Origin of the sequence: Rhizobium oryziradicis (assembly GCF_001939045.1) — a bacterium.
In the GTDB taxonomy this organism is placed as follows: domain Bacteria; phylum Pseudomonadota; class Alphaproteobacteria; order Rhizobiales; family Rhizobiaceae; genus Allorhizobium; species Allorhizobium oryziradicis.
Genome location: NZ_MKIM01000027.1, coordinates 123,130 through 149,362 on the forward strand (window position 1 = coordinate 123,130; position 26,233 = coordinate 149,362).

At 55.6% G+C, this 26,233-nt stretch carries 33 protein-coding genes and 1 pseudogene; 9 read left to right on the forward strand and 25 right to left on the reverse strand.

Annotated features, from left to right (window positions below):
• Window positions 1–64 precede the first annotated feature (64 nt).
• The 15 genes from tilS to ruvC form a co-directional block, all read right to left on the reverse strand.
• Window positions 65–1,378, reverse strand: a complete 1,314-nt coding sequence (tilS, locus tag BJF95_RS11555; RefSeq protein WP_075639617.1) for a tRNA lysidine(34) synthetase TilS — start codon at window positions 1,376–1,378, stop codon at window positions 65–67.
• Entirely contained in the window at window positions 1,375–2,361 is a 987-nt protein-coding gene (gene ybgF, locus BJF95_RS11560) for a tol-pal system protein YbgF (RefSeq protein ID WP_075639618.1), read from the reverse strand. Before ybgF ends, tilS begins: the two co-directional genes overlap by 4 nt.
• Before the next feature lie 347 nt (window positions 2,362–2,708).
• Window positions 2,709–3,239, reverse strand: a complete 531-nt coding sequence (gene pal, locus BJF95_RS11565; protein ID WP_075639619.1) for a peptidoglycan-associated lipoprotein Pal — start codon at window positions 3,237–3,239, stop codon at window positions 2,709–2,711.
• Window positions 3,240–3,391: 152 nt separating this feature from the next.
• Window positions 3,392–4,717: a Tol-Pal system beta propeller repeat protein TolB gene (gene tolB / locus BJF95_RS11570; protein WP_075639620.1), complete on the reverse strand. Its 1,326-nt coding sequence runs from the start codon at window positions 4,715–4,717 to the stop codon at window positions 3,392–3,394.
• Between the two features lie 20 nt (window positions 4,718–4,737).
• Entirely contained in the window at window positions 4,738–5,898 is a 1,161-nt protein-coding gene (gene tolA, locus BJF95_RS11575) for a cell envelope integrity protein TolA (RefSeq protein ID WP_075639621.1), read from the reverse strand.
• 9 nt (window positions 5,899–5,907) lie between these two features.
• Complete coding sequence (gene tolR, locus BJF95_RS11580; protein ID WP_075639622.1) at window positions 5,908–6,372, reverse strand: protein TolR; 465 nt, start codon at window positions 6,370–6,372, stop codon at window positions 5,908–5,910.
• Window positions 6,373–6,396: 24 nt separating this feature from the next.
• Window positions 6,397–7,116: a protein TolQ gene (gene tolQ, locus BJF95_RS11585; RefSeq protein ID WP_075639623.1), complete on the reverse strand. Its 720-nt coding sequence runs from the start codon at window positions 7,114–7,116 to the stop codon at window positions 6,397–6,399.
• Window positions 7,117–7,502: 386 nt separating this feature from the next.
• Entirely contained in the window at window positions 7,503–7,952 is a 450-nt protein-coding gene (gene ybgC / locus BJF95_RS11590) for a tol-pal system-associated acyl-CoA thioesterase (RefSeq protein WP_075639624.1), read from the reverse strand.
• Window positions 7,953–7,963: 11 nt separating this feature from the next.
• Window positions 7,964–8,524 (reverse strand): DinB family protein, encoded by a 561-nt coding sequence (locus BJF95_RS11595; protein ID WP_075639625.1) that lies wholly within the window; start codon window positions 8,522–8,524, stop codon window positions 7,964–7,966.
• Entirely contained in the window at window positions 8,518–9,027 is a 510-nt protein-coding gene (locus BJF95_RS11600; protein WP_075639626.1) for an NUDIX hydrolase, read from the reverse strand. Before BJF95_RS11600 ends, BJF95_RS11595 begins: the two co-directional genes overlap by 7 nt.
• Window positions 9,024–9,482 carry an NUDIX hydrolase gene (locus BJF95_RS11605; protein WP_083638830.1) on the reverse strand — a complete coding sequence of 153 codons (459 nt, stop codon included), beginning with the start codon at window positions 9,480–9,482 and terminating at the stop codon, window positions 9,024–9,026. The genes BJF95_RS11600 and BJF95_RS11605 overlap by 4 nt, the downstream gene beginning before the upstream one ends.
• A gap of 49 nt (window positions 9,483–9,531) precedes the next feature.
• A complete protein-coding gene (locus BJF95_RS11610; protein WP_075639628.1) occupies window positions 9,532–10,422 on the reverse strand; it encodes a metallophosphoesterase in 891 nt (296 codons plus the stop codon).
• A complete protein-coding gene (gene ruvB / locus BJF95_RS11615) occupies window positions 10,423–11,463 on the reverse strand; it encodes a Holliday junction branch migration DNA helicase RuvB (RefSeq protein WP_075639629.1) in 1,041 nt (346 codons plus the stop codon).
• Window positions 11,464–11,615: 152 nt separating this feature from the next.
• Window positions 11,616–12,233: a Holliday junction branch migration protein RuvA gene (gene ruvA / locus BJF95_RS11620; RefSeq protein ID WP_075640293.1), complete on the reverse strand. Its 618-nt coding sequence runs from the start codon at window positions 12,231–12,233 to the stop codon at window positions 11,616–11,618.
• A gap of 44 nt (window positions 12,234–12,277) precedes the next feature.
• Window positions 12,278–12,787 (reverse strand): crossover junction endodeoxyribonuclease RuvC, encoded by a 510-nt coding sequence (gene ruvC, locus BJF95_RS11625; protein ID WP_075639630.1) that lies wholly within the window; start codon window positions 12,785–12,787, stop codon window positions 12,278–12,280.
• Window positions 12,788–12,999: 212 nt separating this feature from the next.
• Here ruvC and BJF95_RS11630 point away from each other — a divergent pair, with 212 nt between their 5' ends.
• Window positions 13,000–14,019 (forward strand): LLM class flavin-dependent oxidoreductase, encoded by a 1,020-nt coding sequence (locus BJF95_RS11630; protein WP_075640294.1) that lies wholly within the window; start codon window positions 13,000–13,002, stop codon window positions 14,017–14,019.
• A gap of 161 nt (window positions 14,020–14,180) precedes the next feature.
• Entirely contained in the window at window positions 14,181–15,014 is an 834-nt protein-coding gene (locus BJF95_RS11635) for an outer membrane protein (RefSeq protein WP_075640295.1), read from the forward strand.
• 73 nt (window positions 15,015–15,087) lie between these two features.
• Here BJF95_RS11635 and BJF95_RS11640 read toward each other — a convergent pair whose 3' ends face one another.
• Window positions 15,088–15,681, reverse strand: coding sequence for a DoxX family protein (locus BJF95_RS11640; protein ID WP_075639631.1), 594 nt, complete (start codon window positions 15,679–15,681; stop codon window positions 15,088–15,090).
• A gap of 298 nt (window positions 15,682–15,979) precedes the next feature.
• Between BJF95_RS11640 and olsE the strand changes: the two genes are divergently transcribed.
• On the forward strand, window positions 15,980–16,879 hold the full coding sequence (gene olsE, locus BJF95_RS11645; RefSeq protein ID WP_075639632.1) for an ornithine lipid hydroxylase OlsE: 900 nt from the start codon (window positions 15,980–15,982) through the stop codon (window positions 16,877–16,879).
• A 157-nt stretch (window positions 16,880–17,036) separates the two neighbouring features.
• Here olsE and BJF95_RS11650 read toward each other — a convergent pair whose 3' ends face one another.
• The 8 genes from BJF95_RS11650 to BJF95_RS11685 form a co-directional block, all read right to left on the reverse strand.
• Window positions 17,037–18,041, reverse strand: a complete 1,005-nt coding sequence (locus BJF95_RS11650) for a tyrosine-type recombinase/integrase (RefSeq protein ID WP_075639633.1) — start codon at window positions 18,039–18,041, stop codon at window positions 17,037–17,039.
• Window positions 18,042–18,204: 163 nt separating this feature from the next.
• Entirely contained in the window at window positions 18,205–18,864 is a 660-nt protein-coding gene (locus tag BJF95_RS11655; protein WP_075639634.1) for a MazG-like family protein, read from the reverse strand.
• Window positions 18,864–19,061, reverse strand: a complete 198-nt coding sequence (locus tag BJF95_RS11660; RefSeq protein ID WP_075639635.1) for a hypothetical protein — start codon at window positions 19,059–19,061, stop codon at window positions 18,864–18,866. Before BJF95_RS11660 ends, BJF95_RS11655 begins: the two co-directional genes overlap by 1 nt.
• Window positions 19,061–19,264, reverse strand: coding sequence for a hypothetical protein (locus BJF95_RS11665; RefSeq protein ID WP_075639636.1), 204 nt, complete (start codon window positions 19,262–19,264; stop codon window positions 19,061–19,063). The genes BJF95_RS11660 and BJF95_RS11665 overlap by 1 nt, the downstream gene beginning before the upstream one ends.
• A complete protein-coding gene (locus BJF95_RS11670) occupies window positions 19,264–19,530 on the reverse strand; it encodes a hypothetical protein (RefSeq protein WP_075639637.1) in 267 nt (88 codons plus the stop codon). The genes BJF95_RS11665 and BJF95_RS11670 overlap by 1 nt, the downstream gene beginning before the upstream one ends.
• Entirely contained in the window at window positions 19,530–19,853 is a 324-nt protein-coding gene (locus BJF95_RS11675) for a hypothetical protein (protein WP_075639638.1), read from the reverse strand. The genes BJF95_RS11670 and BJF95_RS11675 overlap by 1 nt, the downstream gene beginning before the upstream one ends.
• A complete protein-coding gene (locus tag BJF95_RS11680; RefSeq protein ID WP_075639639.1) occupies window positions 19,853–20,203 on the reverse strand; it encodes a hypothetical protein in 351 nt (116 codons plus the stop codon). Before BJF95_RS11680 ends, BJF95_RS11675 begins: the two co-directional genes overlap by 1 nt.
• Window positions 20,200–20,595: a helix-turn-helix domain-containing protein gene (locus BJF95_RS11685; RefSeq protein WP_075639640.1), complete on the reverse strand. Its 396-nt coding sequence runs from the start codon at window positions 20,593–20,595 to the stop codon at window positions 20,200–20,202. Before BJF95_RS11685 ends, BJF95_RS11680 begins: the two co-directional genes overlap by 4 nt.
• A gap of 286 nt (window positions 20,596–20,881) precedes the next feature.
• Between BJF95_RS11685 and BJF95_RS11690 the strand changes: the two genes are divergently transcribed.
• The gene (locus tag BJF95_RS11690) at window positions 20,882–21,139 is read left to right on the forward strand and encodes a hypothetical protein (protein ID WP_075639641.1); all 258 of its coding nucleotides are present in this window, start codon (window positions 20,882–20,884) and stop codon (window positions 21,137–21,139) included.
• A gap of 262 nt (window positions 21,140–21,401) precedes the next feature.
• Here the strand turns inward: BJF95_RS11690 and BJF95_RS11695 are convergent, their stop codons facing one another.
• A complete protein-coding gene (locus BJF95_RS11695) occupies window positions 21,402–22,241 on the reverse strand; it encodes an XRE family transcriptional regulator (RefSeq protein ID WP_245297303.1) in 840 nt (279 codons plus the stop codon).
• Between the two features lie 443 nt (window positions 22,242–22,684).
• On the opposite strand from BJF95_RS11695, the gene BJF95_RS11700 reads away from it, so the two are divergent.
• From BJF95_RS11700 to BJF95_RS24415, 5 genes and pseudogenes are all read left to right on the forward strand, one after another.
• A complete protein-coding gene (locus BJF95_RS11700) occupies window positions 22,685–23,182 on the forward strand; it encodes a hypothetical protein (RefSeq protein WP_075639642.1) in 498 nt (165 codons plus the stop codon).
• Window positions 23,179–23,412 carry a hypothetical protein gene (locus BJF95_RS11705; RefSeq protein ID WP_075639643.1) on the forward strand — a complete coding sequence of 78 codons (234 nt, stop codon included), beginning with the start codon at window positions 23,179–23,181 and terminating at the stop codon, window positions 23,410–23,412. The genes BJF95_RS11700 and BJF95_RS11705 overlap by 4 nt, the downstream gene beginning before the upstream one ends.
• Window positions 23,412–24,986, forward strand: a complete 1,575-nt coding sequence (locus BJF95_RS11710) for an MT-A70 family methyltransferase (RefSeq protein WP_075639644.1) — start codon at window positions 23,412–23,414, stop codon at window positions 24,984–24,986. Before BJF95_RS11705 ends, BJF95_RS11710 begins: the two co-directional genes overlap by 1 nt.
• A 2-nt stretch (window positions 24,987–24,988) precedes the next feature.
• Window positions 24,989–25,495, forward strand: a pseudogene (locus tag BJF95_RS24660) (DNA cytosine methyltransferase); the annotation flags it as partial.
• A 16-nt stretch (window positions 25,496–25,511) separates the two neighbouring features.
• A complete protein-coding gene (locus BJF95_RS24415; RefSeq protein WP_245297304.1) occupies window positions 25,512–26,222 on the forward strand; it encodes a hypothetical protein in 711 nt (236 codons plus the stop codon).
• The last annotated feature ends 11 nt before the right edge of the window (window positions 26,223–26,233 follow it).

Sequence of the window (26,233 nt, forward strand, 5' to 3'; positions counted from 1 at the left end):
AGGTTTCTGAAAGCGCCTTGCCAAGGACAAGCACGAAGCATCTCTCGTTTTCCGTCAATAAGATCTAAAAATCCGCAGGAAAAAATGGTTTTGCCTCGAAAAGCTCGACGAGCGTGCAAGCAAGAGGCCAGTCAAAGCCCGGCAAGAAACTAAAATATTGCGAAATGATGGATTGGTAGTCCGTGTCAGCGCGCATGAGTGTTGGCAATGTTTCGCCGCTCAGGTGAAATTGCGGCTGAGATTGCTGCCCGAGTGCGACAATGGATGCAGGCAGCGCTTTGTCATCCGGCATCTGCGTGAGAGTGCTTTCGGTGACGCGCAATTCTGTCTCAAAAGAATTGCGGATTTGCCAACGGCCATCCCAAACAGCGGTTTCATTTGGCGCAAGGATGATTGCCTGCAAGCCTCTTGCCTCGCGCACCAACAAAAGACCGTGCCGGTGGCGATGGGCAAGGCAGCGGCCCAGCGTGATGCGCGCGCCGCCTGGGCGCTGAAATAGCGTCATGACTTGGGTGAGCGCTTGCGCCGCCGGGCCATGGCTTTGGCCGCCCACCGTTGCCACCAAGGCCTGAAGCGCATGACGCAGCACGGAGGAAGGCGCTTGCCATGCCGCCTGATCGATTGCGATCACCCCCGCCACGGGCTTGTGCACATGCGCTTCAATCAGCCTTGCTGCCTGCTGCGAAATCTCTTCGCGGCGCTCCGGCCTCGGGAGATTAATGTCGTTGGCTTTGGCTAACGTTGCACGCACTCGTGCGCGCTCATAATGGCTGTTGGTGTTGGAGGGATCGTCCATCCAGGAAAGGCCCTGATGGCTGAGAAAATCGCGAATCATTTGACGCCGACAAGACAGCAGCGGGCGATAGATCCAGATCTGGTTGCGATAGAGTACGCGGTCTGCCATGCCCGACAGGCCGGGGGCGTCTTCTGTGGCGCTGCGCTGTTTGCGCATGGCAATGGTTTCAAGCTGGTCATCGGCGGTGTGGCCGGTCACGATGGCATTGGCCCCAAGGGCTCTTGCTGCATCGGCCAGTAGGCTGTAGCGCGCCTCGCGGGCCGCGGCAGAAATGCCTGTGGTGGGTTTTGGCCCGTTCCAGTGGCGGATCGCATGGGCAATGCCCAATTGCGCGCAGAGCGTGGCAACGTCTTGCGCTTCTGCCGCCGATTCCGTACGCAATCCATGGTCAATGGTGGCCGCCGCCAACGTGATATGAGGATGGTGATGCAGCAGTTGGTGCAGCGCGATCAGCAGACCCTTGGAATCACTGCCGCCGGATACGGCAACCAGCAGGCGGAAGGGAACGGTAATCCTGTTTAAAAAACGCACAAGTGCGGCGTTTAGCGCGTCATCAGAGAGCGCGAGATCGACGGAGTTCATCCGCAGGCGAGGCGCTTTTGCTCGCTGGCAGATTTGCTTTGTACTGCCTTGGAGGCATCGGGGTAGCGCTTGTTGACCTCGCGCAAGGTGGCGCAAGCGGTGTCTTTATTGCCCAGAGCGGCAAGCGACATACCGAGTTTCAAAAGAATTTCGGGGCCTTTGGAGGATTTGCCATAGCCTTGATAGGCTTTCAAAAAGGTTTCGGCAGCGTCCTTGTAACGCTCTTGCGAATATTGGGCTTCGCCCAGCCAGAAGCTTGCGTCAGCGGCCCGCGCACTTTTGGGATAGCGGGTGATAAAATCCTTGAATTCAACCTCTGCAGATTTGTAATCGCCCGAAAGCACATGGCTATAGCCAACCTGATAGAGGTCTTTTTCGCTGCCCACAGAGGCGGTGTCATTGGCAGTTGGAGGCGCACCTGCGGCACCCGCGCGGCCTGCGCCATTGTCACCGGTTGTGCCATTCAAGGTTGCGCCAATGGGATTGCCATTGCTATCGAGGTCAATGGCACCCAGCGTTGTCGGGCCGGGGGCATCATTGCTGGCCTGGCGCGATGCAGCCGGAGGAGGAGTTGTGGATCCATCAATGATTGCGCCGACATTATCATTTGGCGCAGGTTGCCGCGAGGCGACCGCCGGGCTGGATTGGCCCGGGGTGCTTGCGTCACTTCTTTTTTTTTCCAGCTCCTGGAATCGGAATTCGTTATCCTGCTGCGCCTTGCGGATGGTTTCCTGCATCTGCAACAGCTGATAGCTCATGTCTTCAATCCGGCCATTGAGCTGGCGGATTTCATCTTCCAATTGCTGAATCTGGACCGTATTATCGCTGGAGGCCTGCTGTACCTGTTGCACCGGCAATGAATTTGTCGGCGTATACTGTGGTGCTTTATGACCGAAGAGCGAAAAGGCCATGGCACTTTCGTTTGCTTGGGGGCCGAGCAGGGCTGCTAAACCAACCATCCCAGCCACGACAAGTCTCTTCATCTTTTGAATTCCCCTGTTGCGTTGCCCTTGGCACCATGACGCATATGCGGCACGACACCCCCATTTCAAAATTGCTACAGCGCCCTGCATTTTTCAAAATTCGAAAAAGACGCTGTAACCCTTCAAATCTGCTGCATGATTTTTGTCTTAAATCCATGCGGGTTTAAGGAATTATGCAGGAGATTTCATTTTGCAAAGCACTCTTGCGTGAAAACACTGCCATTTTGCAAGTGAAGCTTTCTGTTGACATGCAAAAGGCAACGGAAGTTCGGCTAAAATGTGGAGAAAATAAAAGGGCGACCCGAAGGCCGCCCTTTTCATGGCACGGTTTATCGTGCTGAGAAGACTTACATGCCGCCGAGAACGGTCACAGCACGACGGTTCTGGTTCCAGCACGATGCGTCATCGCAAGCAGCAACGGGACGCTCTTTGCCGTAGGAGATGGTCTTGATACGGCTTGCAGGAATGCCCTTGGAGACCAGGAAGGCCTTGGTGGCAGATGCACGACGTGCACCCAGTGCAAGGTTGTATTCGCGCGTGCCGCGCTCATCCGAGTGGCCTTCAACCGTGATTGGGTACTGCGAATAACGCTGCAACCACTGAGCCTGACGGGCCAGGGTCTGCTGGGCATCGGCGCGGATTGACGAGCTGTCCGTGTCGAAGAAAATGCGGTCGCCGACGTTCACAGTGAAGTCCTGGGTCGAGCCGGGTGTCGATGCGCCACCAGCACCGTTCAGGCCAAGCTCAGAGGCGCTGTTGGGCAGGTTCTTCTTGGATGCGCAACCAGCCAACGCCAATGTCAGGGCGAGGGCGACAATTGCGGGGTTGCTGGCGAGCTTCTGCATGCGGCTTACTGCCGGGTTCAAAGTGCGGCTCATCGCCGATCTCCTTGCGTGATGAATTAAGGTTGCCGAACGCTAACCAATAATGGTTACTCTTTTGACAATCCTTATGGTTAATTTTTTATAAATGATGTTGCAAGCGTGTGATGTGCAACCGCCGGGTCGAAACCCGGCGGCTGGTCGTTCAACTATTCCAGAAGCGGAGACCAGGCTGGGTCAGAGGCGTAGCCAGGTGTTTTGATAATCTGTTCGTTGTAGCCGGACAGATCGATCGAGTGCAGTTGTGGACCACCGGAACCGGCAGAATCGGCGAAATACATGATAACGCGGCCATTTGGTGCCCAGGTTGGGCCTTCGTTATGGAAGCCTGTGGTCAGCAGGCGCTCGCCTGAACCGTCGGTTTTCATCACACCAATCGAGAATTTGCCGCCTGCCTGCTTGGTAAAGGCAATCAGATCGCCGCGTGGTGACCACACCGGTGTCGAATAGGAGCCTTCACCAAACGAAATGCGGGTCTGGCCGGAGCCATCAGAGTTCATCACATAGAGCTGCTGGCGGCCACCACGGTCGCTTTCAAACACGATCCGCTTGCCGTCTGGCGAGTAGGAGGGCGAGGTGTCAATGGCCGCCGTGCTGGTCAGGCGCGTGGTCGTGCGCGAGCGCAGGTCCATGGTGTAGATATTGGCATTGCCGCCTTCCTGAAGGCTCATGATTACCCGTTGACCATCTGGCGAAAAGCGTGGCGCAAAGGTCATGCCGGGGAAATTGCCCACCACTTCACGCTGGCCTGTTTCCAGTTGCAGCATGTAAACGCGAGGCTGGTTGCCCTCAAACGACATGTAGGTGATTTCCTGCCGGTTTGGCGAGAAACGTGGTGTCAAAACGATATTGGCATTGTTGGTCAACATGCGCACATTGGCACCATCCTGATCCATGATGGCCAGTTGCTGCTTGCGGGCGAGCTTTGTGCCGCTTTCAGATACAAAGACGATGCGGGTATCGAAATAGCCCTTTTCACCGGTGATGCGTTCATAGATCGCATCAGCAATGATATGGGCCACACGCCGCCAGTTTTCGGGCTGGGTGTAAAACTGCTGACCGCTCATCTGCTTGCCGGCATAGGTATCCCAGAGACGGAATTCGGCGCGCAAACGGCCATCTGGCTCCTGATTAATACGACCAACCACCAGAGCCTGCGCATTCAACACCGTCCAGTTCTGCATATTGGGTTGCTGATCAGGATTGATGTTCTTATCAATGAAGGCGGCGTGATTGACAGGAGCAAACAGGCCAGAGCGCTTGAGATCGGCCTCGACAACGGCAGAAATCTGGGCACCGACGCCATTCTTGGAGACGAAGTCCGGAATGGCAATGGGCATGGGTGCCACATTGCCCTTGTTGATGTTGATCTCAACAAGCGCCATGGCCGGTGTCGAGAAGGCGCAGACCATGCCGGCCAGCACACTCAAAATACGAAGGATTGGCAGAATACGTAAGCGTGGGAATGTTTTCATAGAGGAAAGCCTTTCAGCTCTTACATGAATTGGCTCGGGTCGAAATTCACGACAACCTCAGACCAGGCATCGTATTTATCGGCGGGCAGGTTCTTGAACGGGGCGGATTTCAAGATAGCACGGCGTGCGCTACCAATCATAACTTGTTGCGACGATGGTGAGCCGCCGGTGGCAGTGACCTCGGGTTCACCAATAATATTGCCGGACTCATCCAGTTTGAAATGGGCGCGAATCACCATGCCTTGCGTATCGGACATGCCTGCAATCACCGACCAGTTGTTCTGGATCTGGCCGCGTAACGCATCCATTTCACTTTGGCTCAACGTGGAGCCGCCTGTGGTTTTCTTGCCACCAAGAGCAGCCTGATCCTTGGAGCGCTTGGCTCCGCCACCGGCAGCATCGGTCTTGTTCAAAAGGGCTGCGATTTCGTCGGCATTGAAATCACTTTCCTTCGAGGCTTTCGCTTTCGCAGCCTGCTGGTTCTTGTCAGCCTTTTTCACATCCGGCGCTTTGGCAGCTTCGGTTTTTGGTTTGGCTTCGGGCTTGGCTTCAGCGGCCTTGGTCTCGTCCGGCTTGGGCGGCTCTGGTTTTGGCTTCAGGGTGGGCAATGGCACGCTGGATGGCAGCGGAATGTCTTCCGCCTTCGCCACTTCCTGCGGCTTTTGCTCTGGCTTTGCTTCAGCCTTGGCTTCCGGCTTCACATCGGGCTTTGGTGCAGGCTTTGGTTCTGCCAATGGAATAGGAACGTCTTTGGGAACAGGAACACTATCCTTGGAAGGCGCAACGGCGGTCTCTTCCTTGGCAATCTCCTTGACGTCGTTGTTTTCATTGTCCGGTGTCGGCTTGACCTGATCGACCTTTTCAGGGGCCGCAGCCACCTCTTCCTTTGTCGGCCGTTTGTTGGGCGTCGGCGGCGTCTTCATGTCGACGTCATTGTCGCCCATGTTTTCGGCATTTTCGACAACATTCGGCTTTTTGGTGGGTGTCGGCGCGGATTTCTCGCGTTTTGGCGCTTTTTTATCGCCCTGCTGAATTTGGGTCAGCTCGGAAATCGGCACAATATCAACCGGCAGGGCTTCGACGTCGGCCACCTGCATGGGGGCAGGCGCGCTGAGTGTCAGCAGCGCCATTGCCAGCGCCGTTGCGTGTAAAATCGCGGATGTGACGATACTGCCTTTCATCGCGAAAGATCACTTGTCTTGTTCTTGCAAGGTCACAAGGCCGATATTCTTGTAGCCAGCTGTGGAAATCAGCGCCATGACCTTCATCACAGTGCCATAAGCGGCGGCTGTATCGCCGCGCACATAGATGCGTTCGTTGTAGCCGGTGGTGGCAATGGCTTGCAGCTTGGCAACCACTTCATCCACCGCAATGGGGGCCTCCTGCAAGAAGACTTCGCCCTTGGAATTCACAGAAATGGTGATCGGCTGCGTGTCGGAATTCATGGCGCTTGCCTTGGTTTCCGGCAGATCAATTGGCACGCCAACTGTCATCATGGGGGCTGCCACCATGAAGATGATCAGCAGCACCAGCATAACGTCAACCAGAGGTGTGACGTTGATCTCGCTCACCAGACCGCGCTTGCCACCACCCCGACGTCTTGATCCACGACGACCACCGCCTCCGCCACCGCCACCACCTGCAGACATACCCATGAGATTATCCCCTTCGCCAGGCTGTTATTCTGCAGCCTGACGGGGCTGCAATTTTTCATCAATCTGGCGCGACAGAATGCCGGAGAACTCATCGGCAAAGCCTTCCATGCGGGACGAGAGCTTGCCCGCCTCACCAGAAAACTTATTATAGGCAATAACCGCTGGAATAGCGGCAACAAGGCCAATGGCCGTTGCCAGAAGCGCTTCAGCAATACCGGGGGCCACAACCGCAAGGTTGGTGGACTTGGAACCGGCAATGGCCTGGAAGGATGTCATGATACCGACAACGGTACCGAACAGGCCGATAAACGGACCGGCAGAGCCGATGGTTGCAAGTGAACCGAGGCGGGCTTCAAAGGATTCTGCCTCGCGTGCCATGGTCACGTCCATGGCCCGGTCGATACGCATTTGCAAACCGATGGGTGAGCGCGCGCCGCGCTCAAAGCTTTTTTTCCATTCGCGCATGGCGGCCACAAAAATGGCGGCAAGGCCAGAGTTGTTGCGCTCGGCCAGGCTGCGATAGAGCTCTTCCAGGGATTGACCAGACCAGAAGACCTGCTCAAACTGGCTGAACTGCCGGCGTGCCTTGGCAAAGCTGATGTATTTGTCGATGACAATGGCCCATGTCCAGACAGATGCACCCAAAAGCCCGAGCATAACCAGTTTCACAATAAAGCCAGCCTGCATAAACAAGGCCCAAAGGCTGACATCATGCGTCGCGGCTGCTAATCCTGCTTGTTCCATTGTTACCGTTCCTGAAATCCAACCGCCCGGACAAGATGACTTGGCCGCGCAAACTCTCGTTTCTTCACCATCATTGGTGACAAAACGAGCTCATGCATCAAATCACCGCATAATTTTGTCTCAAGCTGATGTCAGCCCAAGTTTCATGCCGCAAAACTCTGTTGCAAAATGTGCGCGGACCCTGGCAATCTTTCCCCAAAGCACCCAAACTGCCTTTTCAACCGGAATTTTGGTCAAAGGAAGGCGTGCGGCGCACAAATCACCGCAGCGCCATTAAGACATCATTATCCTTAATGTTTGGTTATCATGGAGGCTTCTGCATCAAATTCTATCGGCCGCGCGTGCAATCGTGGCAGCCGATGATACGTCAAGCTGCGCGCGTGGCTCTAAAGCGAGGCAGAGCCTAAGAATTTATCGGCGATTGTGTCGGGCAAACGACGCGGACGCCCGTGCTTGTTGATGACCGCAACCACCACCTTGGCCTCAATCAATCGGCGCTCTTTGCAGGTAATGGTTTGGCGCAGCACCATTTTGGCACCACCGGCCTTTTCGGTGATGGTTTCAACGGTCAAAATATCGTCCATGCGGGCCGGGCTTTTGAAATCCAGCTCCATGCGATGCACCACAAACACCAGGCCTTCTTCATCGGCGTCAATCAGATCACTCTGCGAACAGCCAAGGCAGCGCAGATAATCGGTGCGGCCGCGCTCCAGAAAATGCAAGTAACGGGCGTGATAAACCAGCCCGGAAAAATCGGTATCTTCGTAATAGACTCGCTGGGTCAGGCTGTGACCACCGTCAATCAGGTGGCCGCTCAGGGAAAATGTTTCTGTCATGATTGGCCTCTTTAATGGCGGAGGTAGGCTTCGCTCCAGCCCAACGCTTGCATGACATCGACGCGGTCACGGAAATTGGCGGTGATGAATTCATCAAGTTGGGGTGGCTTCACACTGGTTCCAGCGAGCATGGCGTGAACTTGACCACGATGGTGGGTTTGATGATGGAGTAGGTGCATCAGAAGATCATCACACCGTTCGATTTGAAGTTGTGTGCCACGATGGACTGTTACATCACTGGCAAGTCGGTCGGCAGTTAGGGTGTCACACACGCTGACAAGACGCTGATCGACAGCGGATTGCGCCTTGTGCAGGGTTCCAATTGTTGCAAAAGGCTCCTCTTTATCAAAGGCTGACAAACCAAGCGTGCCGCCTTCCAGCGCGTCCACGTAGAACCAATCAACGATCAGAATGTGGTTGAGTGTCGCCTTGATGGAGGGAAAAAAGCTGGTGCGTGGCGCTTCAAATTCACCCGGTTGAAGTCGAGCGCAGGCCCCCAATAATCTAGTATTGGCTAAGGCATTGTTGCGGGCAAGCTTACGAAATGTACGGCAGGGATCAATGGTCATGATCGAGGCTTTCCTTCATCAACAATCAGATGTTCAACACGCTCTGGCAGGTGTCCCATATAGCTGCCCAGAAAGGCTGGCCGAATATCAAACGCCTCAAAGGCGGCAGCCGTTGCGGGCATCCAGCGAAACAGCACTTCTGTTGGCCCATCAATCACCCGATGGACAATCTCGTCTGTGTGAAAGGGTAGGGGAATATCTATGTTCAAAAGATAGTAAAATCCCAGCTCGTGGGCGCGGTAATCGTCGAAAGAGAAGAAAAGTTCGGTCGTGAAAAGCAGACGCTCAATCTTGACCGTACGGTCAATTTCCTCCTGCATTTCGCGGATGATTGTCTGTTCGCTGCTCTCACCAATTTCGGCACGGCCACCCGGCAAGGCCCAGTAGGAATCGCGCGCACCCCTTTGCACCAGCAGATGATCGTTGTGAAAGATCAACCCTGCCACGCGAAACGTGAACAATTGCGGCTTTTTATCCAGCCGGATCATGTGGCGCTGATCGGTCATTTGTCGTCCAGATTTCCATCATCCCACACCAGATGGCGTGCGGTTTGCGGCAGGTTATCAATCTCGTCAGCGATAAAATAGGGCGGAATGTCAAGCTTCTTCAAGGCATCCGATGTGGCGCGTGCCCATTTGAACTCCAGCGCGTTCTTGCCATCCTGAATGCGGTGGATGATATCGCTTTGATGAAACGCCAATGTGTCGGGCAGATGCATCAGATAATAAAGGCCGAATTCATGCCAGTCGCGACCTTCATAATGAAAGAACGTCTCGACACTCCACAGCAGCCGATCCACCTTTGCGTCCAGCCCCAGCTCTTCCATCATTTCACGCTTCAGCGTCTCGGCTGAGGCCTCGCCAACCTCCGCCCGGCCACCGGGAAAGGTCCAGAATTTTTCGTGGACTGCGCGATGCACCAGCACATGGCCGTTGCGAAAGGCAAGGCCCGCCACCCGCATTTGAAATGTGCGGGTCTTTTGCTTGATGCGAATGCGGTTATCGATGATTTTAGCCAAGGTCGATCACCAGAATTTCGGGTGGTGAGCCAAAGCGCACCGGCGCAATGGAGCAGCCAAGGCCGCCAGAGACAATCAGGTTGCGGCCATCTTCCACTTTGTGGCCATAGACATAGCGCGAGCCAAAGCGCGAGGGCACCACCGGCGTCCAACCAAACAGATTGACCTGACCACCATGGGTGTGACCCGAGAGTGTCAGCGACACCCGCTCCGGCACTTTTGGAAAAATATCCGGCTCATGCGCCAGCAGAATCACCGGAGCGTCATCGGTAATTTGCGCCATGGTGCCGGGCAAATCATCCAGCCCGCGCTGGGTATAGCGGCCGGTGAGATAGGCCCATTGGTCTTCCAGCCCGGCAATCCAGAAGGGGTGCGCGTCTGTGCCAAGCTTCACGGCTGTGTTGGAATGCACGGTGATGCCTTCAGCCCGAAGGGCGCGATGCGCGACCGTTTCTTTCAGCCTTAATTCCTGCGCTTGTTTGTCTTGCCACCAATCGTGGTTGCCGCAAATGGCGTGGACGCCATAGGGGGCTTTGAGGCGAGAGATGGCCTTGGCCCACTCAGCTGGCGGCACCACGCCTGTCACCAGCTTCATGCCCGACATATAATCACCCAGCAGCACAATCACGTCGCCGCCCAGCGTGTTGGCATAATCGCAAATGCTGGCAATACGATCGGCGGGCATCCATGGCTCGCAGGCGTGAAAATCGGCCAGCGCCACGATCCGCAGTTTTTGTCCCTTGGGCCAATGGGGCGGGGTCAGCCTATACGGCGTTGCTTCAAGCCGCAGCAATGGCTCCACTGCACCGGCATAGCCGCCGAGGGTCAGAATACCAGCTGCAGTGCCTGCCAGCAGTTTGAAAAATGTTCGGCGTGTGATCACTCAGTCATCCTCGAGGGTGAGGCGAAATTGCGCAGCTTCCATATCTTTTGGCGGCTGTAAACCCAGATGTTTCCACGCGGTTGGGGTCAGAATACGGCCGCGTGGCGTGCGCTGAATAAACCCCTGTTGGATCATATAGGGCTCGATAATGTCCTCAATCGCGTCGCGCGGTTCAGACAGGCCAGCGGCGATGGTGTCGATGCCCACCGGTCCGCCACCAAAATTCACCGCAATCATATTGAGATAGCGGGTATCAAGCTGATCAAGCCCCATATTATCGACCAGCAGACGGGTCAAAGCCTCATCGGCAATTTCGCGGGTCACGGCAGGGGCGCGGGCCACTTCGGTAAAATCGCGCACCCGGCGCAAAAGCCGCCCGGCAATGCGCGGTGTGCCACGGGCGCGGCGGGCTATTTCGCGCGCGCCATCATCGGTCATGCCAAGGCCCATCAAGCGTGCGCCACGCCGCACGATCAATTCCAGCTCATCAACGGTATAGAAGGACAGCCGCACCGGAATACCAAAGCGATCGCGCAGCGGCGTGGTCAGCAAGCCAATGCGGGTGGTGGCGGCCACAAGGGTGAATTTGGAGAGGTCGATCTTCACGGACCTTGCCGATGGGCCTTCACCAATAATCAGATCGAGCTGAAAATCCTCCATGGCCGGATAGAGAATTTCTTCCACAGCCGGATTGAGCCGATGAATCTCATCGATAAACAGCACATCGCGCTCTTCGAGATTGGTCAAAAGAGCGGCCAGATCGCCCGCCTTGGCAATCACCGGGCCGGAGGTGGAGCGAAAGTTGACGCCCAGCTCCTTGGCCATGATTTGCGCAAGCGTGGTCTTGCCCAGACCCGGCGGGCCAACGAACAGCACGTGGTCGAGCGCTTCGCCCCGGTTTTTGGCCGCTTCAATGAAGATTTTTAAGTTCGCGCGGGCCTCGGCCTGCCCGGTAAAATCATCCAGCGTCTGCGGACGCATGGTGGCGTCGAAATCTTCACCCCGTTTGTCCGGCGAAATCAGGCGGGCTTCTTCGGTCATGCAGGGCGTTCCAAGGGCTTATTCTTCCGGCTGGATCGTGGGCCAGTTTGTGCTGGCGCATACGATTCTGGTCATCATAGGTAACAATATCAGGATTATGGCGATAACAAAACGGTTGTGAAGACGCGACACAAGCCATCAGGCGCAGGTGATCAACGCGACAATTCCTTCAGGCCAAGGCGGATCAGCTTGGCGCTATCAGCATCTTCCCCGCCATTTTTAAGAGCGGCGGCCACAGCATTGGCGGCCTGATCGCGCGAGTAGCCCAGATTGGTGAGCGCAGAGACGGCATCCGACACCGGCGCAGAGGCAACCCCCTCGCCAATTTCCTGTTTCAGGCCGATATTACTGGCTGCATCGCCGGTAAAGGCGGGGGCCTTGTTTTTCAGCTCAGTGACAATACGCACCGCCACTTTTGGCCCCACGCCGGGGGCGCGCGAAATGGACGGCTTGTCTTGCAGGGCAATCGCATTGGCAAGCTCGGACGGGGTGAGGGTAGAGAGCACCCCAAGCGCCACTTTTGCCCCAACGCCTTGCACACTTTGCAAAAGATTGAACCATTCACGTTCAAGAGCGGTCATGAAGCCAAACAGCTTGAGCTGATCTTCGCGCACATAGGTTTCAATAAACAGCACAATCGCTTCGCCGGGCGAGCCAAGCCGCGCCAATGTGCGAGCCGCGCAAAACACCACATAACACACGCCATGCACGTCAATCAGCACATAATCATCGCCAATTTCGTCAATAGTGCCTTTGAGCTTGCCAATCATGGAGCACATCCGTCTGGAGGGGTGAAGAGGAACAGTGGCATGGATTATCCTGCCATGGCTTTGCGCATGCGGTCTGCGCTTCGGTTATGGGCATGGCAGATGGCAATGGCAAGCGCGTCTGCGGCGTCATTGCCTTTGAACTCGGCCTTGGGCATTAAAATTTTCACCATCATGTGAATTTGCTGTTTTTCGCCATGGCCCACACCGATGACCGATTTTTTCACCGCATTCGGCGCATATTCTGCCACCAAGAGGCCCGCGCGGGCGGGCACCAGCATGGCAATGCCGCGCGCCTGACCCAGTTTCAGGGTGGCGACTGCGTCTTTGTTGACAAAGGTTTGTTCAACAGCAGCTTCATGGGGCTGATGGGTGTGCACCACCTCGGCCAGGCCATCGTGCAACTGGCACAGCCGCGAGGCCAGATCCATGTCGCCATCCGACGTGACCGTGCCAGAGGCAATGAAGCGCAGGGAATTGCCCAGCGTTTCAATAATGCCCCAGCCGGTGCGTCTCAGTCCTGGATCTATACCAATAATACGAATTGCAGCTGTCATCGAAAATCCTGTTGCATCGGACCGAAACAGGAGAACCGCGTTTCGGACCCATCCAATGCGGGGTTAAAATAGTCTGATTTGCACCAGAATTGCCAGAAAAATGTGAACAAAACAAAAACATTGCTGTGTGAATTCTTCTGGCATGACCGCTGGTAATCGCGATTGCAGCACTTACCTAAGGTGCAATGCTATTTATAAATGGAGCAATGGCCATGGCGTCCATCCCTTTTTCAGTTCTGGATCTTTCTCCGATTGGTGAGGGCCAAAGTGTGTCGGACGCATTGGAAGCATCGCGCCGCATGGCTGTGACAGCAGAAGCGCTTGGCTATCGGCGTTTCTGGCTGGCAGAGCATCACGGCATGCCCGGCATTGCCAGTGCGGCAACCGCTGTGGTGATTGGCCATGTGGGCGCTGCCACCAAAACCATTCGTATCGGATCTGGCGGTGTCATGCTGCCCAACCATTCGCCGATGGTGATTGCCGAGCAATTTGGCACGCTGGCGGCGCTGTTTCCGGGTCGGGTCGATCTTGGTCTTGGGCGTGCGCCGGGCACCGATATGCGCACCGCGCAAGCGCTGCGGCGCAATCTGGATGCGGGGGCCGAGAATTTTCCGCGCGATGTGCAGGAGTTGCAATTGCTGCTTGGCCCGGTGCGCGAAGGGCAGGGCTTGATTGCCGTGCCCGGTGCCAATAGCGATGTGTCTGTCTGGTTGCTGGGCTCCAGTCTTTATAGCGCCCATCTGGCGGCGGCTTTGGGCCTGCCTTACGCATTTGCGTCGCATTTTGCACCCGATCAGCTGTTTGAGGCGATTTCGATTTATCGGGATCGGTTCCAGCCCTCTGAAACATTGGCGGAGCCCTATATGATCGTGGGCGTCATGGCCGCCTTGGCAGACACCGATCAAGAAGCGCAGCACCTTTTCACCTCTGCACAACAGCAGTTTATCAACCTGCGACGCAACGTGCGCGGCGCGTTTCCAAAGCCAGTCGAGACGATGGATGGTCTTTGGAGCGAAATGGAACGCTTTGGCGTCGAGCATACTTTACAACACGCTGTTGTTGGCTCACCCGCCACCGCACAGGCAAAGGTCGCACGCTTCTTGAAAGATACCGGCGCGGATGAATTGATCATTTCCACGCCAATTCATGATATTGATGCTCGTCTGCATTCGCTCAAGCTGTTTGCCGGGCTGAAAGACGCGGTATTGCAAGATGCCCTTGTTGATGCGTGAGACGTGCACGCGGCGAGGACTTTTTTTGGGAAATTATGGCTAACATAATTTTAAATTCTCTGGTTAATATTCAAGATTAATGACGAATTAACCATTCGGCTTCATTGTTCTGGCAAGAAAAGAGCCTGCGCGCTCGATGCTGGTGTTTTGGAGCCCTGATGATGAGAAACAGTTTTCGATGGCTGGTCTTGGCTGGTTTGGTCGCAGGCCCTGCGACCGCAGCCGACCTCTACCAACCTGAGCCCGTGCCACAATATGCGCCTGAAGTGCGGGTTGCCGACGTGTCCGGCTTTTACTTGCGTGGCGATATTGGCTATTCTTTCAACAAGTTGCGCGGTGCCAATTATTTTCAGGGGTCAAACGCCTCTTTGGTGGATTTCGACCGCCATGATCTGAAAAACAGTTATTCGCTGGGGGCCGGGGTTGGTTATCAGATCAACAGCCGCCTGCGCACCGATCTGACCTTTGACTATTTGGGCAAGTCCGATTTCCATGGCTCCACCCAGGGAACCTGCGGCGTTGGCAATGGCACACTCGCCTGCACATCCGCAGATCTGACCTCGATGCAGGCCTATACCTTGATGGCCAATGCCTATGTGGATCTTGGCACCTATGCGTCCGTGACGCCTTATGTCGGCGCGGGTATTGGTGGTTCTTACGTCAAGTGGAACGATCTTAAAAACACCTCCTGTGCTGACAATGGTGCGGGTTGCGATGCCACCGAAACCCACGATGGTCGTGGCAGCTGGCGTTTTGCCTATCAGTTGATGGCCGGTGCCTCGATTGATATCACCTGCGACTGGAAAGCCGATGTCGGCTATCGTTTCCGCCAGACGTCTTCGGGCGATATGTTTGGTTATAAGGCCAATGGCGGGCCGGGCCGTGACAAGGGTTTTTACAGCCACGATCTGCATGTCGGCGCGCGCTACCAATTCGGCGGTTGCCCGCAGCCAGTGGCCTACGAGCCACCGCCGCAGCCTCTGGTTTATAAGTAATTTTAAGGCTTTGATGCTTGATAAAAACCCCGGCATGGGTGACATGCCGGTTTTTTTGTTGAGGGTGTCTTGATTAAAACTCGCGCTTGATGAGGGCGCGATCCACCGACAAGGCACCGCCGCCAAAGGCTGCGTAAAACAGAGCAGCGCCTGCCCAGAAAATCGATGCCAACTCGGCTTTGCCCTGAACCTGTTCGAGAAAGACATGGCCGCCATCGGCCAGACGCTTCAGGCCATCAGGCGTAAACAACACCGCACCATTTGCCTTCAGGGCGGCGATGCCCTCAGGGGTCAGCAACGCCTGACCGTAGGGGTGTGTATAGTGAAACCACAAGGTCACCAGCAGCATAATGCCATTGGCCAGCGCCATGGGCCGGGTCAGAACGCCAACCGCGATCATGAAGCCACCGATAAACTGCATGACAGCCAACATGGGTGAAAATAGCCAGCCGGGGTGAAAGCCGAGGTTTTCCACAAAACCGACCTGACTCATGGGAGCTAGAAACTTGGGATAACCTTCAACCATCAGCATAACACCAACGGCAACACGAAACGCGGTAAAAGCAAGGGGTTGAGCAAAGGTTTCGTAAAAAATTTGCATGAAGGGAAGAATAAAACGGCTTTCAGCGCTTTTCTTTTCGCTGGTGTAAGTTGCTTGTAGAGTCATGGGTCACCTTTGATCCCGATTATGGTGTCAACTTAGGTGAATGCTCGATAGGATTGTTGACTCAGATCAATCATTCAGGATGATTGTTCGCGCTCCTTCGCGCAAAAGATGTGACGGGGTCTGCATAGCCGCTGTTCGATTACGCCGGTTGTTGTGCTTCGCAATTAATGGTGAATTGATACGTTGTTGAATTCAGGTAGGTTTGCGCACTTGAAAAGAAGCCTGTGCCGCAGGCGTATTTCCTGATGGCGTCTGGTTTCGAAAATTGTCTTGTCATTGCAATCATGGTGTTGGTTTTATGAAGGGTCTCGTTGCTTTTCTGGCTTGGCCGGGCGTGTTTGTCTTTGGCCTGGTCGGCTCTTATTTCGCGTTCGCAAGTCCCCATCCTATTTTGGCGTTCATTGTCGTTTATTTCGCGGCCTGCGGTTTGTTGGCGCTGTTTGAGCGGATTTTGCCCTACGAGCCAGCATGGCTCGACAATGATGGGGAAACGATCAACGATCTGGCCCACACGCTGCTGACAAAGGGTCTTGTGGAGGTTCTCTCTGGCCTGTCTGCGGTGTTTCCCATGCTGGCCGCGCAAATTTTGCGCCCTCTGGCAGGCCTTGAATTTGGTATCTGGCCAAATAGCTGGCCGATGGTGTTGCAGGTGGTTCTGGCTGTCGTGGTAGCAGAGTTCGGCCTCTATTGGGCGCATCGCATCGCCCACGAGCGGTTGTTTTTCTGGCGCTTTCACGCCCTGCACCACAGCGTGACACGGCTGTGGGTGGTCAACACCGGGCGGTTTCATTTCATGGATTCGCTGTTCAAGATCGCTCTCAGTCAGGCTCCTCTTTACCTGCTTGGCGCGCCGGTGGCGGTATTTCTGTGGGTTGGTGCGGTCACCGCGTTCATTGGCATTTTGACCCATTGCAATGTGGCGGTGCGCACCGGCGTGCTGGATTATGTGTTCAGCACACCGCGGCTGCATCGCTGGCATCATTCCAAGGATTTGCGCGAGGGCAACACCAACTACGGCGAGAATATCGTGATTTTTGATCTGATGTTCGGCACATTTTACAATCCCAACCGGCCATCTTCTACCGATATCGGTATCAGTGGTACCATCGCCACCGGTTTTGTGTCGCAATTGACCCAGCCGTTTTCCCGCAAAGGGATTTCGGAAATTCTGGGGCGCAAGCCGCGCAGCAGTGGATAAGCGTGCGGGCAAGTGCCCAACCGGGCGGTTGAATTTTTTGTGACGAGTTGTTTTCCGTCTTGACGATGAATGGGAGTTTCAATATCAACAGTGGCGGGACACCTCTCCCCAACGAGGGACGTTTTAGCCCACAATCTCCTACAGTTTTGATATTGATTTAACTCACTATTTTGAGTTTGTGCACGTTCGCTGTGTCAGTTTTTGTGTCAGCTGTGAGCAGGTTTGTTATCGTCTCGTCGCGCATGGCGTGGCCATATGTGCGGAACACCAGCTGTGCATCTGCCCATCCGCCAAGCTTGGCAACGGTGATCGGGTCAACGCCTCGATGTAGCAGCGTTGTGGCAAAGCCGTGGCGGCATGAATGATATGTGAGGTAGGGAATATCAGTGCGCTTGAACACCTTGTTCCATTGCGGCTTCATTGTGTGGCGCGAAGAATATTTGAAGACTTTTTCCGCTGGATTGCGGTTGCTTTCGATTTTCATCAGGGCCGCAACCAGTTCTGGCGGCAAATGCGCTTGGCGCTCTTTGCCGACCTTGGTTTGCCTGATCAAAGCCTTGAGGTTGAGCAGGTCAATATCCGCCCATGTCAGATTCGTCGCCTCGGTCACGCGCGCGCCGGTCAGGAACATAAAACAGCATGCCGCGCCAAGGTGTGGGTTGGCGTGGGCCATGAACTGCTTGACCCACTCCCATGTCGCTGGCTCTTTAATTTTTGTCTCGGTTTTAAAGCGTTTGACTTTGATAGGGTGGCACATATCCAGCGTGGCGGCGTGGTTGATGATTGCTTGCGTTGGCACAATGACGTTACGATTGCGCGTTGCGCCCGCTGCCTTCGGGTACAGCGTTATGGCTGCCTGCTGCACCTTGCCGGATGTGATCTTATTGACCGGCGCATCTTCCCAGAAGTCTACCATCTCTTGAACAAACCGGGCGGTTTTCCCTGCTTGAAGATAAAGCTCTGCCGCCCGATTGAATTTTAGTCGACCAAACCCACGCTCTTTGCGGTCGGTTTCTTGCCTGAGAATTTCAGACTGCTTTTCGATGATGAAGCGCTTCGCTTCGTTTTTGTCCGCTGTTCCGGTTGTGCCACGGAAGCGCTCACCCTCGATTGTGCCTCGGTAGTGGTAGTATCCGCCTCTGAGGTATAGCGTGAGTGACACGGGCGACTTGCCTCCATGATTGTGTTTATATCTTTATCGGTCAATGTCATGCGATTGCCAAGTATGCTGCAAGCACCAATTTTACGGGCAAATTCGCGCAACTTGCGGGGTGACCACTTGAGGTGGGTGGCCACTTGCTCCGGGCTGTAGACGTTTGGCAGCGTCATGGCTTGTCCTCCAATCCTTTGCGGCGCTCCAGTTCGGCGGCAATTGTCGCGGCGGCGGCTTCTTCCGTGGCCTCGTCAACCTCGAAATTACCGTCGCCGCCTGCGTCGCTGGCCGGTGGCAAAAATGCGTAGTATCGTCTTTCAAACACGCCGCCATGATCATATTCCAGCACTTGCCCTGCTTCGAGTTCGATGTTTTGTGCAAGTTCGCTGACTGATGACGAAGAAATTTCGCTGTCGTGATCGTCGCTTGGCCAATACCAGTCATATTTTGCTAGAATTGGCCGCAATCGCTGGCTCTTAGCTTCGATAGGTAATGCCGCCAACCTCGTAGCCAGCCCATTCTCCTCGCTGGTCTGGTTAAATTTGCGGATGATTGTCGCATCCATATCAATGCCAGCCGTCAATGCGCAAAGATAGGCGGTGATGACGGTATCAGCCAGTTCGTCGCCGAGCTGCTCCAGCGTTGCCGTGCTACCCGCAATGCCAAGGCGTGCGCGTTCCAGTTTTTTCATGTTGTTGCAGGCCTCGCCTGCCTCGCCTGCAAGCTCAAGGCCGCGAAATGCGAGTGTTATGTTCTCAACACCTGGCCACTCGCTTTGGCGGGCAGCATTGGCGGCGGCGAGGGTGGTGTAGGTTTTGATTGCTGTCGTCATCACTCACCTGCTTCCATGAGCTTTGCAGTTTTTGCGTATTGGAGGGCGGCCTCTTCGACGCTGATTTCTGCGAGGCGGTCCAGAGAATAGCCCGTCTCTTTCGAGGCATGCTCCAGCCACTTGACGGCGTTTGCGTTGACTAGAATGGTAATGCTTGCTTGGCCTTTGAGCGGGCCGTCATGATAAATTTCAGCCATCACACATCCTTTCCATACCGGAATGTGCTCATGTCTCCGCCAATCTCTTCGCCTGTATCCAGATCGACAACAGGCGACCCTTTGAGGCAGGCCGCATGACACATTCCAAGCTCAATATCCAATGCGCAAAGATCGCCAATCTGAAACTGGTCATCACAAATCGGGCAATTCATCTGCTCTTCTTCGCCGGTATGTTCAGCCATCACGCACCTGCCTTTGGAACGCCACGCACATGCAAATCTTGGGCAATAAAATTGATTTGCGCGCTGACATTAATAGCCACTTCGCGTGCTGCTCGTTCGTGAGGTGTGGCGTGAAAGACGATCAAGCCTAGGATGCTTGAAAGCGCGTTGATCACGTCATCTGAATCATGGCCCTCAATAACGGTCATGATTGTATTTGCCATTTTTTTGGCATTGGCTTGTGGATCAAACATATCCTCTTGCTCTTGGCTTTCACTCTCGCTCATCACACACCTGCCTTTCTGGCCTCGGCACGATCAAATGCCTCAATGTCAGCGATGATAAGGGCTGCTGCCCGCACCATGTCAGAGCGGTAATTCTTTTGATGAAAGCCGCTCATCGCCCACGGGTAGAGGTACAGCGCATAGCTGCACACCGTTGTGCTGGACATGGCGACACCTGCTGCCCGGCCCGCGTAAGCCGCCTCAGCCAGAGCCAATTCACCGCGTGGATAATGGTCATCACGCTCCGGGGTGTGTCCCTTTACATTCACTTGGCGGACGCGCTCATCGAGTACGTCAAGGAAAGCTCTTGATAGATCATCTGCCATCACGCCGCGCTCCTTATGCCGGTGTTGTCAAATGTCGCCAAAATTGAAAGGTGCGGCATGGTGATGACTTGGCCCGTGGCTGTGACAATCTTCCGGGTCTGGATGAACGGGAACTGCTCGGCAAGCGCCGCCTTGGATGTTGGTTCTGGCGCTGGCTGCGCTGGCTCTGTGGTGGGCAGGTTCCACCAGCCTTTTAGGTCGCTTTGGCAGCCTGCCTCATTCATCCATTTGCGTACCGTGTGCACGCCCGCGCCACAGCGGGCGGCAATGTCATCAGTTGATAGCTTGGCGGCAGCCATGGTGCGCAGCTCGTCGTCTTTCGGGCGGGTTATTGTCTTGCGCGGCTTCATGCTTCGCCCCTTTCGTCCTTCGCGAGGGTGTCGATGGTGCGCAGCACGGCATTGCGATAGGCGGGTTTTTTGAGTTGGGTATAGCTGCGGATGAGCTTGATGCCTTCGCGGCTTTGCAAGAATGCCGTTATTTCGTCTGGTGCGCTCTCTGGTGAGGCTGGCACGTCTTCAAAAAACCACGACACGGGTCGGTTGGGGATGTTGGCAATATCGTTAAGGCGGCTGGCACCAACGCGGTTTGTGCCTTTCTCGTATTTCTGCACCTGCTGGAATGTGATGCCCAGACCCTCGCCAAGCTTCTCTTGGCTCATGCGAAGCAGGTTACGGCCAAGGCGAATGCGTGCGCCAACCAGCCTATCAGTGGGGTTTGGGGTTTTGGTTTTATGCAACATGTTTTGTCCTTTGGTTGGGTGGTTTCGAGCGGACACAGATCGGCAATCGCGGCCCACGGTGTGGGTGCGGTTTGATGGGCTGGGGTTCGGGGTATCCGTTCGGGAAACCGCAGCGGGCGGGCTGCGGAAACCGGAAGGGACCGGCACATGCATAGCGATTAGATTATGACGCCTCTCTCATTTGTTGATCTCGCCATATCTTTTTGAGACTGTGGATGCCCCGTGCTGCTCCAAACGGCACGGGGCAATCATCCTCCAACCAACTTCAACACTGGAGAACGAAACTATGATTGCTGACTTAGAACTGGATAGCGATGGCAACGTCAAAGTTGCTCCGCTTGTTGGGTATCGGATACAGCCTGTGGCAGATATGTTTTGCTTTCTAAGGCTGGAATTTGCACCAAGTGATGCTGAATTGAAAACGATGACACTCTCTCACAATCAACTGGCCCTGACGCCGCAACAGTGCCGAGAGCTTTCTTCAGCTCTTCTACGTGTTGCCGACTTGATTGAGCATCAGAGTGTTCCGGAGCGCTCATCGTAAGATCAACGGGCTTTATCTGAAATCTCACGGACATGGCTGTTTTCCCTATCGCGTAGTAAACACAACCGGGTTGCCTGTTTGGGGTACGGGGTAGGGCGGCAACCCGGCTGTGGTTTGGTGCGTCCACCAGTGCGGGGTGGATTAGGCAATATTGCCAAATAGGCAAATTTCGTCAAGTTATAATTTGCCTATTTGGCAATATTATTTTGAAGCACAAAAAAAGCCCGCGAGCCGGGCTTAGCGTTAAGGTCCAATTGGGATATCAGCGGGCGGTCATCTTCCTCGCAAGCCTGTGTCTTTCTGCTGTGGTGATCTTTTTCCATTGGCCACATCTGATGACTGATTGGATTGCTGCAACCCAAACCAGCTCCACACCTCGGATTGGTGGCGCGTTGTGGCTTTCGAGATCATAGGTTCCCGCATCTGCCCCTTTGCGGATACGCTTAAGGTATCTCCGGCCATCTCCAGTTTTTACTGCAGCTTCCCATCCGACTACGCTATCCGGGATAACGCTTTGCGCCCAACAAATTACGATATCGCCATCATCATAGCGAGGCCACATCGAATCACCATTTACCTCGAACGCCAGGGCATCGTCTGGAATGGGGAAAGGGGTCTCGACCTCGTAGAGGCCTTCTGGCGGTATCTGTTCTTCGTCGGGGACGATCTCTGCGCCCGCGCCAATTCTTCCCATTACCATTACTGAATTCTCTCGCGTTTCTTTCCTTGGGAGTAGGATTTCCTGTGGGGCAACATCCAAGGCATGCGCGAATAAGTTCATATTTTTGACGGAAAGGTTGCGCTCTCCTTTTTCGAGCCTCGACACATACGACGTGGAAAGTCCAGTCGCTTCAGCTAACTGTTCAATTGTCTGTCCGCGCTCTTCACGCAAGGCCTTAAGCCTATTTGGGTGCTGTTTGTCCATATGGCAAATTTGATCACTTTTAATCGCAAGCACCATAGCCAAATAGGCAAAATTGCCCTTGACTAAAATTTGCCTATTTGGCAAGTTCCCCGTTATGGATGCTTTATCGATATATTTGGTTGAGACTGGCGAGAAATTATCGACCTTCGCAGTGCGGATCGGGCGTTCTCCGAGCACGCTTTCCCGCGCTTTGGCGGGGCAGCGAGATCCAAGTATTGACTTGGCTAGAGATGTCGAGCGCGGAACTGGCAGGCGAGTTACTGCAATTCAATTCCTCGAAATCTGCATTAGCAGGCAAGAGGCCGCGCGATGATCGGCCTTCAGTCAATTCTTCCAACCGCGCCAACGCCTCCCAGTTTGCGCGGCACCTGCAACCGGGCTGGCGGATCTTTTGCCCGGTTGCCTTCTTTTTCCCAGATAGCCCGGACGTGTTTCGTTCCTTTCCCGTCCGGGTTGGCGGCAGGCCGGGTTGGCAGTTCCCGGCCTGCTTTTGCGTCTGGTGTGTTTCAGCTTGCATGTGGGCCTCCGTAGTTCGTCGCGGCTCATTCCTCACATTTTCAATCAATTCCCACCACGGGAAAAACGCCGGAAAATTCCCGGCGCGGGAAAGGTTTTGTCTCATGCATTCAAGCGCTTGGTTTCATCGCATCAAAGCCGCGCAACGTGATTTGATCCGCCTGGTTGGCGGTATTGAGCGGGCGGCGGAAATCTCCTCTGTTTCAGCCAGCCATATTGGTCGCATGAACAATGCGCGTGACACGGACCTGATGCCAATTTCTGTGGTTTACGCGCTGGAGAGTGAATGCGGTGTCCCCGTTGTGACCTCGGCCATGGCGGAATTGAGCGGGCGTCGTTTGAGTGACCCGGATAACGACAAGGCAATTGGGCAGGGCGTTGTTGTTGCCTTTTCGGAGGTATCGCGCCGCGCTGGTGACCTGATCTCGGGCGGCGCGGTGGCTATATCTGACATGGTGGTTACGCCCGCAGAGGCCACCAAGATGGACCGCGATGCAGCGGAACTGCAAGAGGGTCTCGCGGCGTTTCGCAAGGCGCTGGCGATGGTGAAGGCCACCGGCGGTGAAAAGCTTGGCCTGCATGTTGTGGGTGGGCAGCCATGACCGACGCGACCGCAACCGAACTATTTGAACGGCCTTTGAGCGATGCGGCGCGTGGCTTTTTGCGCAAGGTGAAAATGCACGGCGGGCGCTTGGTTATGACCGACGCGGAACCGCAAGGGCTGGCCACCGAGTGCCGCCGTGCGGGTTATCTGCATATCAGTGACGCCGGAATGATCCATCTGACTGGCTTGGGACAGGCCTATCTTGATCGTCTGATGAGGGCGAACTGATGGCCTATGCACCCGTTCCCTATCCTAAGCCCGGTCATGCCGGGATTGCGCTTATTTTGACCGCCGTTCGCGAGGGTGAGGTTTTTGCCCATGATTCCAGTCAACAGATTGCCGCCAACAAGGTTGCGGCGTCTGGTTGGGATTATCTTTCGCGTGATCCGCAAGATGGCAACAAGTTTTACCCCACACAGCGCGGGCGCGAGATGCTGGCGGCGCACAAGCTGGGGGGCGATATTGTTGTTGCCGCGCCGAAAACCAAGGTCGCGACTGAGCGGCGGATTGATAGCATTCGCGCCGACAACCGTTTGCGCAATCTGGATGAAAAAACCGTTCTGGCTTTGATGGATAATATCCAGAAATACGGGCTGGAAACGCCAATCACGGTTTACGGTGATGTTGGTGCCGCCTCGGTTGATCTGGGTGCGGGTGGCCACCGGCTGGAAGCGTGCAAGCGGCTGGGGCTGGATGCCATACTTTGCTTTCACAAGCGCGGTGATGAGCTGGACCGCCAGCTTTGCGAGATTGACGAAAACCTGATTCGGGCGGATTTGACGCCAGCGGATCGGGCTTTGTTTTTGCATCGTCGTAAGGAAATCTATCTGGTCAAATTTCCAGATACCGTTCGCGAGGCCAGCCTGAAACGTGGCAGCAATCCCCCGTCTCGCCAAATTGGCGAAACGGGAAAGCGCTTCACGGCGGCAACGGCGGAAGCCACCGGGCAAACTGAGCGAACTATTCAGCGTGACGTGGAGCGTGGTGAGAAGATTTCCCGCACCGCATTGCAGATGTTGCGCGGCACCCGCCACGACAAGGGTGTGACGCTGGATCAACTCAAGCGGCTTGAAACCCATGAGGCGCAAGAGAAGTTTGCCCATGATCTGATCAAGGCTGACAAGGCGGTCACGGCAGAATCCAAGGCTATTCGCACCATCGGGCAAAAGCACAATCGGGAAATGCGGCTCAATCTTGTGTGCGCTATTGCCGAACAAGGGCGGCGCAAGAGTGGCGACATGCCGCGTGGCGCTTATGCTGTTGGCTATGCCGATCCGCCTTGGCAGCAAGAAGCGTGGAATGATGAGACCGGGCAGGATAAGGGTCTGAAATACCCTTCCATGACCGTGGAAGAAATCAAGGCTCTTTGCGCGGGCAATAATAGCCCGTTTACCATGGATGCGGTGCTGTTTCTTTGGGTGACAGCGAACCGGCTGCCCGATGGCATTGATGTGCTGCGGGCGTGGGGCTTTGAATATGTCAGCTGCATGGTGTGGGACAAAGCCCACATCGGCATGGGCCGCTGGGTGCGCGACCGTGCCGAGCTGCTGTTGATTGGCAAGCGCGGCAAGATTTCGCTGGCACCGCTGCCCGGCACCCAGCCGGAAAGCCTGTATGCCGAGCCGAAAACCGAACATAGCCGCAAGCCCGTGTGGTTTGCCGAGCAGATAGACCGGCTCTGGCCGCAATTGCCAAAACTTGAGCTATTCCAGCGGCGCGAAAGCTTGGCCGATAGTGACGTGCGCCTTTCTGGCAAGTGGGACTTTTGGGGCTTTGAAGCCTCGGAAGAGGGGGACGTGTGAATGTGGCTATACATCCCAACCCCCTCAACATTATCAGCCTCTGCACCGGCGGTGGAGGCCTCGATCTCGCCGTCGAGCTGGCAATTCCAAGCGCTAGAACAGTGTGCATGGTCGAGAGGGAAGCCTTCGCGGTCGCGCAACTGGTATCGGCAATGCAAGCGGGACATATGGCTCCAGCGCCTATTTGGAGTGATGCCAGAACCTTCGACGGCAGACCATGGCGCGGCCTGGTGGATGGCCTCATTGGCGGAATCCCGTGTCAGCCCCACAGTCTTGCCGGGAAACGCCTCGGGCAGGAAGACGAACGCGACCTCTGGTCCGTCGCACGGCGAATCATCGTCCAGTCAGGTGCCTGGTTTGTCCTTATCGAAAACGTCCGTGGGATATTGTCTTCGGGCGGTGCGGAACGTGTCTGGCGAGACTTTCAGCGATTGGGCTTCTCGGTTGAGGGTGGATTGTTCACGGCGTCAGAGGTTGGTGCGCCTCACGAACGCGAAAGGCTCTTTGTCCTCGCAGTGGCCGACAATGCGTGTTGGCGCGGGTGCGCTTGCAGCGCTGCCGGCAGCTCCGGAACGTGGGAAATCACGGCTGGAGGATGCGGTGGCCATGTGGCCCACAGCAACGGCGAACATGGTCAACGGGCCGGGCGTGGGTGGCAGGGACGGCGGGCCGAACTTGCAGACGGCTGCCAGTCTTTGGCCAACAGTGTTGGCGAACGAGGCACGGCTGGGGTTTCAGGATCGCAGCAATCCGGCGAAACGGGGATCGCAAGAGAGCCTTTCGACGATAGCGGCATTGTGGCCTACACCACAGGCGCGGGACGGCAAGGGCGCGAACCAACTGGATTTGTGCGACAGGGAAGGCAAAACGCCACCGTTAAACGAGGTGGCGGTGCTCTGGAAGACACCCCGCGCCATCGAGGGCGAAAAGGGGGGGCAGTGGCAGAAATCCGGGGCCTCTCCTCCGGTGGCAACATTGACAGGGCAGGCCTTTTCCCACCTCGCCCTCACGATCCCGACGGTTGGCGTAGCGCACTCGCGGCCTCGCCGCAGCTTGAACCCGCTTTTTGTCGAGTGGCTGATGGGCTGGCCACCCGGATGGACATTGCTCGCGTGGACCGCCTTCGGATGCTCGGAAACGGCGTTGTGCCATTGGAAGGCGCGTATGCGCTGCGCACTCTCTGCGCTCGGCTTGCCGCAAGAGGCTCCACCGGCGCAGCTCGGCTTGTTCGGTTAATGGGGGTGGGG

What these genes read in the sequence shown, in the direction of transcription:
- BJF95_RS11700 (WP_075639642.1), top strand. Translation starts at nt 22,685, where the DNA reads ATGCATTCAAGCGCTTGGTTTCATCGCATCAAAGCCGCGCAACGTGAT.
- BJF95_RS11655 (WP_075639634.1), bottom strand. Translation starts at nt 18,864, where the DNA reads ATGACGACAGCAATCAAAACCTACACCACCCTCGCCGCCGCCAATGCT.
- ruvB (WP_075639629.1), bottom strand. Translation starts at nt 11,463, where the DNA reads ATGACCGAAGAAGCCCGCCTGATTTCGCCGGACAAACGGGGTGAAGAT.
- BJF95_RS24415 (WP_245297304.1), top strand. Translation starts at nt 25,512, where the DNA reads ATGCGTGTTGGCGCGGGTGCGCTTGCAGCGCTGCCGGCAGCTCCGGAA.
- tolR (WP_075639622.1), bottom strand. Translation starts at nt 6,372, where the DNA reads ATGGGTATGTCTGCAGGTGGTGGCGGTGGCGGAGGCGGTGGTCGTCGT.
- BJF95_RS11680 (WP_075639639.1), bottom strand. Translation starts at nt 20,203, where the DNA reads ATGAAGCCGCGCAAGACAATAACCCGCCCGAAAGACGACGAGCTGCGC.
- BJF95_RS11705 (WP_075639643.1), top strand. Translation starts at nt 23,179, where the DNA reads ATGACCGACGCGACCGCAACCGAACTATTTGAACGGCCTTTGAGCGAT.
- ruvC (WP_075639630.1), bottom strand. Translation starts at nt 12,787, where the DNA reads ATGACAGCTGCAATTCGTATTATTGGTATAGATCCAGGACTGAGACGC.
- BJF95_RS11635 (WP_075640295.1), top strand. Translation starts at nt 14,181, where the DNA reads ATGAGAAACAGTTTTCGATGGCTGGTCTTGGCTGGTTTGGTCGCAGGC.
- tolQ (WP_075639623.1), bottom strand. Translation starts at nt 7,116, where the DNA reads ATGGAACAAGCAGGATTAGCAGCCGCGACGCATGATGTCAGCCTTTGG.
- BJF95_RS11660 (WP_075639635.1), bottom strand. Translation starts at nt 19,061, where the DNA reads ATGGCTGAAATTTATCATGACGGCCCGCTCAAAGGCCAAGCAAGCATT.
- ybgF (WP_075639618.1), bottom strand. Translation starts at nt 2,361, where the DNA reads ATGAAGAGACTTGTCGTGGCTGGGATGGTTGGTTTAGCAGCCCTGCTC.
- tolA (WP_075639621.1), bottom strand. Translation starts at nt 5,898, where the DNA reads ATGAAAGGCAGTATCGTCACATCCGCGATTTTACACGCAACGGCGCTG.
- tolB (WP_075639620.1), bottom strand. Translation starts at nt 4,717, where the DNA reads ATGAAAACATTCCCACGCTTACGTATTCTGCCAATCCTTCGTATTTTG.
- BJF95_RS11640 (WP_075639631.1), bottom strand. Translation starts at nt 15,681, where the DNA reads ATGACTCTACAAGCAACTTACACCAGCGAAAAGAAAAGCGCTGAAAGC.
- BJF95_RS11665 (WP_075639636.1), bottom strand. Translation starts at nt 19,264, where the DNA reads ATGGCTGAACATACCGGCGAAGAAGAGCAGATGAATTGCCCGATTTGT.
- BJF95_RS11685 (WP_075639640.1), bottom strand. Translation starts at nt 20,595, where the DNA reads ATGTTGCATAAAACCAAAACCCCAAACCCCACTGATAGGCTGGTTGGC.
- ybgC (WP_075639624.1), bottom strand. Translation starts at nt 7,952, where the DNA reads ATGACAGAAACATTTTCCCTGAGCGGCCACCTGATTGACGGTGGTCAC.
- pal (WP_075639619.1), bottom strand. Translation starts at nt 3,239, where the DNA reads ATGAGCCGCACTTTGAACCCGGCAGTAAGCCGCATGCAGAAGCTCGCC.
- BJF95_RS11600 (WP_075639626.1), bottom strand. Translation starts at nt 9,027, where the DNA reads ATGACCGATCAGCGCCACATGATCCGGCTGGATAAAAAGCCGCAATTG.
- olsE (WP_075639632.1), top strand. Translation starts at nt 15,980, where the DNA reads ATGAAGGGTCTCGTTGCTTTTCTGGCTTGGCCGGGCGTGTTTGTCTTT.
- BJF95_RS11630 (WP_075640294.1), top strand. Translation starts at nt 13,000, where the DNA reads ATGGCGTCCATCCCTTTTTCAGTTCTGGATCTTTCTCCGATTGGTGAG.
- BJF95_RS11690 (WP_075639641.1), top strand. Translation starts at nt 20,882, where the DNA reads ATGATTGCTGACTTAGAACTGGATAGCGATGGCAACGTCAAAGTTGCT.
- BJF95_RS11710 (WP_075639644.1), top strand. Translation starts at nt 23,412, where the DNA reads ATGGCCTATGCACCCGTTCCCTATCCTAAGCCCGGTCATGCCGGGATT.
- tilS (WP_075639617.1), bottom strand. Translation starts at nt 1,378, where the DNA reads ATGAACTCCGTCGATCTCGCGCTCTCTGATGACGCGCTAAACGCCGCA.
- BJF95_RS11605 (WP_083638830.1), bottom strand. Translation starts at nt 9,482, where the DNA reads ATGCGGGTGGCGGGCCTTGCCTTTCGCAACGGCCATGTGCTGGTGCAT.
- ruvA (WP_075640293.1), bottom strand. Translation starts at nt 12,233, where the DNA reads ATGATTGGCAAGCTCAAAGGCACTATTGACGAAATTGGCGATGATTAT.
- BJF95_RS11675 (WP_075639638.1), bottom strand. Translation starts at nt 19,853, where the DNA reads ATGGCAGATGATCTATCAAGAGCTTTCCTTGACGTACTCGATGAGCGC.
- BJF95_RS11670 (WP_075639637.1), bottom strand. Translation starts at nt 19,530, where the DNA reads ATGAGCGAGAGTGAAAGCCAAGAGCAAGAGGATATGTTTGATCCACAA.